We start from the raw sequence: 5,075 nt of genomic DNA, 5'->3' as shown, positions 1-5,075 counted from the left end.
CTTTACCGGGTTCTTGCCCGTCAGACTCACAACCAGCAACAACCCGAACAGCATCAGCATGGCGAATTCGGGCGGCCCGAAGTTGATGGCCAGATCCGCGGCCCACGGTGCGGCAAACGTCAGCGCGAACACGCCGACCGTGCTGGCGATGAAGCCGGAAATGGCGGACATGCCCATCGCGGGGCCGCCACGCCCCTTTTTCGCGAGCGCGTGACCATCGTAGCAGAGCACGATCGAGGACGTTTCGGTCGGGATGTTCAGCAGGATGGCCGTGGTGGCCCCGGCAAACTTGGCGCCATGATAGATGCCCGCCATCATGATCATGCCGGTGGTCGGCTCGAGCCGCAGGGTCAGCGGCAGAAGAATGGCAAGCGCCGCAGCTGGATTGCCCAGCCCCGGAAGAATACCGATCAGCGTCCCGAGGATGGATCCGCCGATCATCCAGGCAAGATTATTGAATGACAGCGCCGTGGCAAAGCCATCGAGCAATTGATGGAGGATAAGCATTGGCGTTTCCGTCTGATGGATTGATCAGATGCCGAGCACGCCGAGGTGCAGCATTCCCGACGGCAGGTCGATCTGCAGCAGGTCGGCAAACAGCGAGTAGACGGCAGCGGGAACGACAATGACGGCCGCCGCGGTGGCGACTGTGCGACGCCCTTCGACTATGAACAGCAGGTAGGCCATCAGCAGCATCATCGTGAGCGTGAAGCCGAGGAAATAGAGCAGCGGCACCATGGCCACATAGCCGCACCAGACTGCCACTGTCCGCAGGAAGGACGGACCGCCCTGGTCGTCGGTCGACAGATGCCGGTGGCGCGCTTCCACGGCGGACACCGGCCCCACCGCCCGAACCTCGACGCCCCTCGCCTGCAGGCTCTGCCAGGCCAGGATCGCCCCCAGAACGGCCAATCCCGATGACACCAGCACCGGAAAAAACCCGGGCCCCGGGATGCCGCCGGCAAAGGCCCGCATCTGGAGCGCGAGGATGAGAGCCCCCACACCCGCCAGGCAGACGACGATACCGAAGACGAAATCAGCCTTGCGCACGGGTCAGGCCTCCCTCTTTGCAGAAATTATTTCTTTCTGGCGGAAAGACGATACGAGGAGACGGCGAAGGGTGTCAAGATTGCCAGCGGCAGCAGCGGCCGGATGTCGCCATCCTCGTCCGAGCGCGCATCGATGGATGCACTGTCCCGCAGTGCGGGGCGAAGAGCCCGGGCCGGGCAAATTATCAGGGATTTCAGTAGGCTACGTTTGACGAGACGCAGACGGGTTCAGAACAGGCTATGTCGCCGATCGTGTTCGTTCCGACCAACCCGCCCGGGCCCGCTTGAGCGCGATCACGTCTCCGGGACGCCATGCGCCGCCCCGGAGCCGATCGAAATGGCGATCAGCCCGCCGCGACGACCACTTCGGCAACATTGCCGTCCGGGCCGCGGAACTTCTGACTGCCGCTTCCGGAGGACGCCAGCAGGACGCCGCCCTGGGATTTGACCTTCTCGGTCGTCGCAGCAACGTCCGGAACGGCGAGGCTCCACGATTCGATCGCCGGCAGATCCCTGCCTTAGACGAGGTTGAGCGCGGTCTCGCCGTCTGTCAGCTCGACACTCCCCGCGGCCGAAGCCGGGGCTTCGGCGAACCCGAACACATTCTTGTAAAAAGCCGTCGCCTTCTGGAGATCGTTCACCTGCAGCGTGACGCGCGAAATGCGCGACAGCTTGCTGGGCTCCTTCTTGTCGTAGCGGCCAGGCGCGACGATTTCGCCGAGCGTGCCATCCGCCGAGCGGTACTTGAGCGCGCCCTCGGCACGATCGGAATAGATCGACCCGCCATTGTCTTCGATCTTCTTGATCATGCTCGGCCGATCCTCGACCTCGATGCCGATGTGATGGATCCGGGGGCCGGCGCCGGCCAGCTTGGCCTCCTTCTCATCCTCGCTGTCGTAGAGCATCAGGGCGAGGTCGATATTGCCATCGGTCATATGCCGGGAAAGATGGCCACGAGCATGCTTGCTCTTCGTTTGGTAGATTCCGAAAATTCCCTCGTAGAACGTCGTCGCGTCCTCAAGAGATTCGTTGTCCCCGCACTTCAGCGCGATGTGAACGATACGAGACTTCATGATATTCTCCGACGGATCCGCACGTCGTGCGGCATCCTCTCCACACGTTGAAGATAAAATCTCCCGCATTCGACGGAGACGCGCTCCGTCGATCAGAGGAATCTGGCATCCTTCCAGAACAGCCTTCTTCTTCTCGTCCTAGTCAGATCTGCTTGTCTTCGACACCTCAGGGCTCGACTGCGGGTAGTCGATGCAGAGATCTGTCGCCGAAACAAATATCATTGACAAGTCTATTTCATTACATTAAACTAGGAGATGTCTCGTGATATGACAGCGTCTTCGCAGGAGATCAGATCACGAGCCATTCCGGCCTGTTTCCGACAGAAATGACTCTCTCCGACAGGTTCGGCAGGCGCCTTCATGCGTCCTGCGCAGTCACCGCGTCGCGTGACCGATCGATATTCCCGCCCCGCTCCCGGCGATGTTCGCAATCGGATTGGGTCGCGAGATCCAGATAGCGTATTTGCATGATGGCCGAGAGTTCGTCCGCATGCAAGACAGAGTTTCTGCTATATAGGCATACCCATGGAAGCCGCAGTGATGCCAGTGTCAGGCGAGCGACCCCTCAGCCGATAAGAGGTGCCCGAGATGCCCGAGAGTGTCCGTCATGCAGCAGAAGCAGGAACGCCCGCCCCGGCGCCCTCGGACCCCGTTGAAGGCCGCTCACCCAATTATCCGATCTCGTCGGTGGGAAACGCGCTACGTCTGCTTCTGCTGTTTCGCGACAAGCAAAGCGTCAGATTGACGGAGGCGTGCGCCTATCTCGGCGTGTCGCATTCCACGGCGCATCGGCTGCTCCAGATGCTCATTCAATACGAACTGGTCCGGCAGGAATCGTCACGGGCGTATTGCCCGGGGCCGATGCTGGTCGAGATCGGGCTTGCGGTCGTCCAAAAAATGGACATCCGGTCCCAGGCCCGTCCGTTCATGGAAACACTGTCGAAAGAATTTGCCGAGACGGTGCATCTGACGATCCTGGAGGGCAACATGGTCCGCTTCGTCGACGCGATCGAAAGCGAGCATACGCTTCGCGTCGCGGCTCGCACCGGCCAAGTGCTTCCGGCGAACTGCACCTCAGTCGGCAAGGCGTTGCTGGCCGAACTTGGCCGCGAGCAGGTGCGCGCACTCTACCCGGCGGGCGATCTGCCGCTTCAGACGCGCCATTCGATCACGTCGGTGCAGTCCCTGGAGGAGGCCCTCGACGAAGTCCGCAAACAGGGTTACGCAACCAACCTCGAAGAGAGCGAGGAAGGCGTGGGCTCAGTTGCGGTCGCACTGGTGAATGCCGCCAAGCGACCAGTCGCGGCAATCGCCGTAGCACTTCCCGTGAGCAGGATCAAACCCGAAAGCCAAGCCCGCATCGTCAAAGCCCTGAAGGACGTTCAGGAGAAATTCCGCGCCGTGCCGTATTGAATCCAACGCATATTCCAACATGCTTTTCCCGCCCCGGCGCCGCATCCGTCTTGCAGAGTGATGTTGATAATGAGATCTGGGTTCGAGGCCGCGAAGGATGTCCGGGTCGAAGGATCCCGACGGCTTTCGAATGGGACCAACCCGTCCCTGAGCGAAGGCCCGGTCTCCGGGCGACTGGGTCGGTGGCAATGTCCGGTTCGGAGTATGGCGGAAGGCCGTCGATAGTCTGCTGTGCGCCATTTGCGGCCATTGCCTCAGTGCCCCGATAGCGGACGTTACTCGAATCTAAGGGAATCGGGCCTTTCCCGGTCAAAACGGCACCACGAGGCTGCGCCGAAACCGGCTATCACATCGCCTCCCCGAAGCGGACATGACCGCAGGCCATTTCGATATGGACAATTGGGCTAGGGCTGACGAATGTCCGCGCCAGCCCCACCTTGATGCCGTCGGGCGTGGCTGGATCGTGCCCCTTGCCGCCCATAAAACGCGGCACTCAACATGAGGCGCGCCGGATTTTCAGGATCTTCTCGATGCGTCCCGATGCGTCGGCAAGCGCCTGGGCGTCGCTCTTCGTCCGGGTCATGGCGTCATGGATCTCTTCGCCCAGGACATGTTCGATCTGGGTGTATTGCGGCAGGTTGGGCCGCTGCCAAGTCTGCAGCAAATTGCGCTTGGCCAGGCGGTCGACGAACCGGACGATCGGGGAGCTCGCCGCGGCCTCAGGTTCGGCACTCACCGAGAAGCGCGGGGCGATGGGAAAGCCGTTCTTCACATGTGCCTTCATCGCCTCCCGCGAGGTCATCCAGGCAATCGCCTCGGCCGCCATGTCGACTCGCTCCTCCGGCAGGTTCGACGGGATCGCGAGCAGGAAGCCGCCGATCGGGGAGACGCGGCTGCCACCCGGGCCGGCCGGCTGCGGCAGGTATTCGACCTGCCGCTTGACCACGGACTGGATGTCGTACTCGAAGCGGGCGGCGCGCATGGTCCAGCAATAGGCCATCGCCGAACGGCCGGTGAGAAAGACGTGCAGCGCCCGGTCCCAGGCCATGTCCAGGATGTCGGGTGGCGAGACCTCGACCAGCTGATGCATGTAGTCCAGCACGGTACGGCCGGTATCCGAATCGATCAGCGGCACCAGCGCCTCCGCGTGATCCCGGTCGCGGCGGACCTGCTGGATAGCGCGTCGCTCGGCGCGGCGCTGGGCCAGGTCCGGCCGAGCCATGTGTTCATGAGCATGTGGGCCCGGCAGGCGACCGAGGCCGAGAACATCCGGGTCAACAGCGCGATGGTGCGCCACCTGCTCGACGCGCTGCGGCCGGCCGGCACGATGCGCCATGTCGCGCTGGTCACCGGCCTCAAGCACTATCTCGGGCCGTTCGAGGCCTATGGCAAAGGCCACCTGCCCGCGACGCCCTTCCGCGAGGATCAGGGGCGGCTGGACATCGAGAATTTCTACTATGCCCAGGAGGACGAGCTGTTCGCCGCCGCGGCGCGCGACGGCTTCACCTGGAGCGTGCACCGGCCGCACACCATCATCGGC

6 protein-coding genes are annotated in these 5,075 nt (G+C 62.6%); 2 read left to right on the top strand and 4 right to left on the bottom strand.

Annotated features, from left to right (window positions below; all coding sequences use genetic code 11):
• From AC3XYG_RS40280 to AC3XYG_RS40270, 3 genes are all read right to left on the bottom strand, one after another.
• A partial coding sequence (locus AC3XYG_RS40280) for a tripartite tricarboxylate transporter permease (protein ID WP_489145540.1) occupies nt 1–507 on the bottom strand: 507 nt, incomplete at its 3' end.
• Nucleotides 508–531: 24 nt separating this feature from the next.
• Nucleotides 532–1,050 carry a tripartite tricarboxylate transporter TctB family protein gene (locus tag AC3XYG_RS40275; protein ID WP_489145539.1) on the bottom strand — a complete coding sequence of 173 codons (519 nt, stop codon included), beginning with the start codon at nt 1,048–1,050 and terminating at the stop codon, nt 532–534.
• Between the two features lie 517 nt (nt 1,051–1,567).
• On the bottom strand, nt 1,568–2,122 hold the full coding sequence (locus tag AC3XYG_RS40270; RefSeq protein ID WP_489145538.1) for a VOC family protein: 555 nt from the start codon (nt 2,120–2,122) through the stop codon (nt 1,568–1,570).
• Between the two features lie 588 nt (nt 2,123–2,710).
• Here AC3XYG_RS40270 and AC3XYG_RS40265 point away from each other — a divergent pair.
• Nucleotides 2,711–3,535, top strand: a complete 825-nt coding sequence (locus tag AC3XYG_RS40265; protein WP_489145537.1) for an IclR family transcriptional regulator — start codon at nt 2,711–2,713, stop codon at nt 3,533–3,535.
• 493 nt (nt 3,536–4,028) lie between these two features.
• Here AC3XYG_RS40265 and AC3XYG_RS40260 read toward each other — a convergent pair whose 3' ends face one another.
• Nucleotides 4,029–4,670: an extracellular solute-binding protein gene (locus AC3XYG_RS40260; RefSeq protein ID WP_489145536.1), complete on the bottom strand. Its 642-nt coding sequence runs from the start codon at nt 4,668–4,670 to the stop codon at nt 4,029–4,031.
• Between the two features lie 12 nt (nt 4,671–4,682).
• Here AC3XYG_RS40260 and AC3XYG_RS40255 point away from each other — a divergent pair.
• Nucleotides 4,683–5,075 (top strand): Rossmann-fold NAD(P)-binding domain-containing protein (locus tag AC3XYG_RS40255; protein WP_489145535.1); only part of this gene is annotated, 393 nt, incomplete at its 3' end.

It is taken from the genome of Inquilinus sp. (assembly GCF_057815775.1).
The sequence above is the reverse complement of the archived record's forward strand: the minus strand, read 5'-3'. Positions and strand labels throughout refer to the sequence as shown.

Coding starts and splice junctions, on each gene's coding strand:
- AC3XYG_RS40270 (WP_489145538.1), bottom strand. CDS start 2,122: ATGAAGTCTCGTATCGTTCACATCGCGCTGAAGTGCGGGGACAACGAA.
- AC3XYG_RS40265 (WP_489145537.1), top strand. CDS start 2,711: ATGCCCGAGAGTGTCCGTCATGCAGCAGAAGCAGGAACGCCCGCCCCG.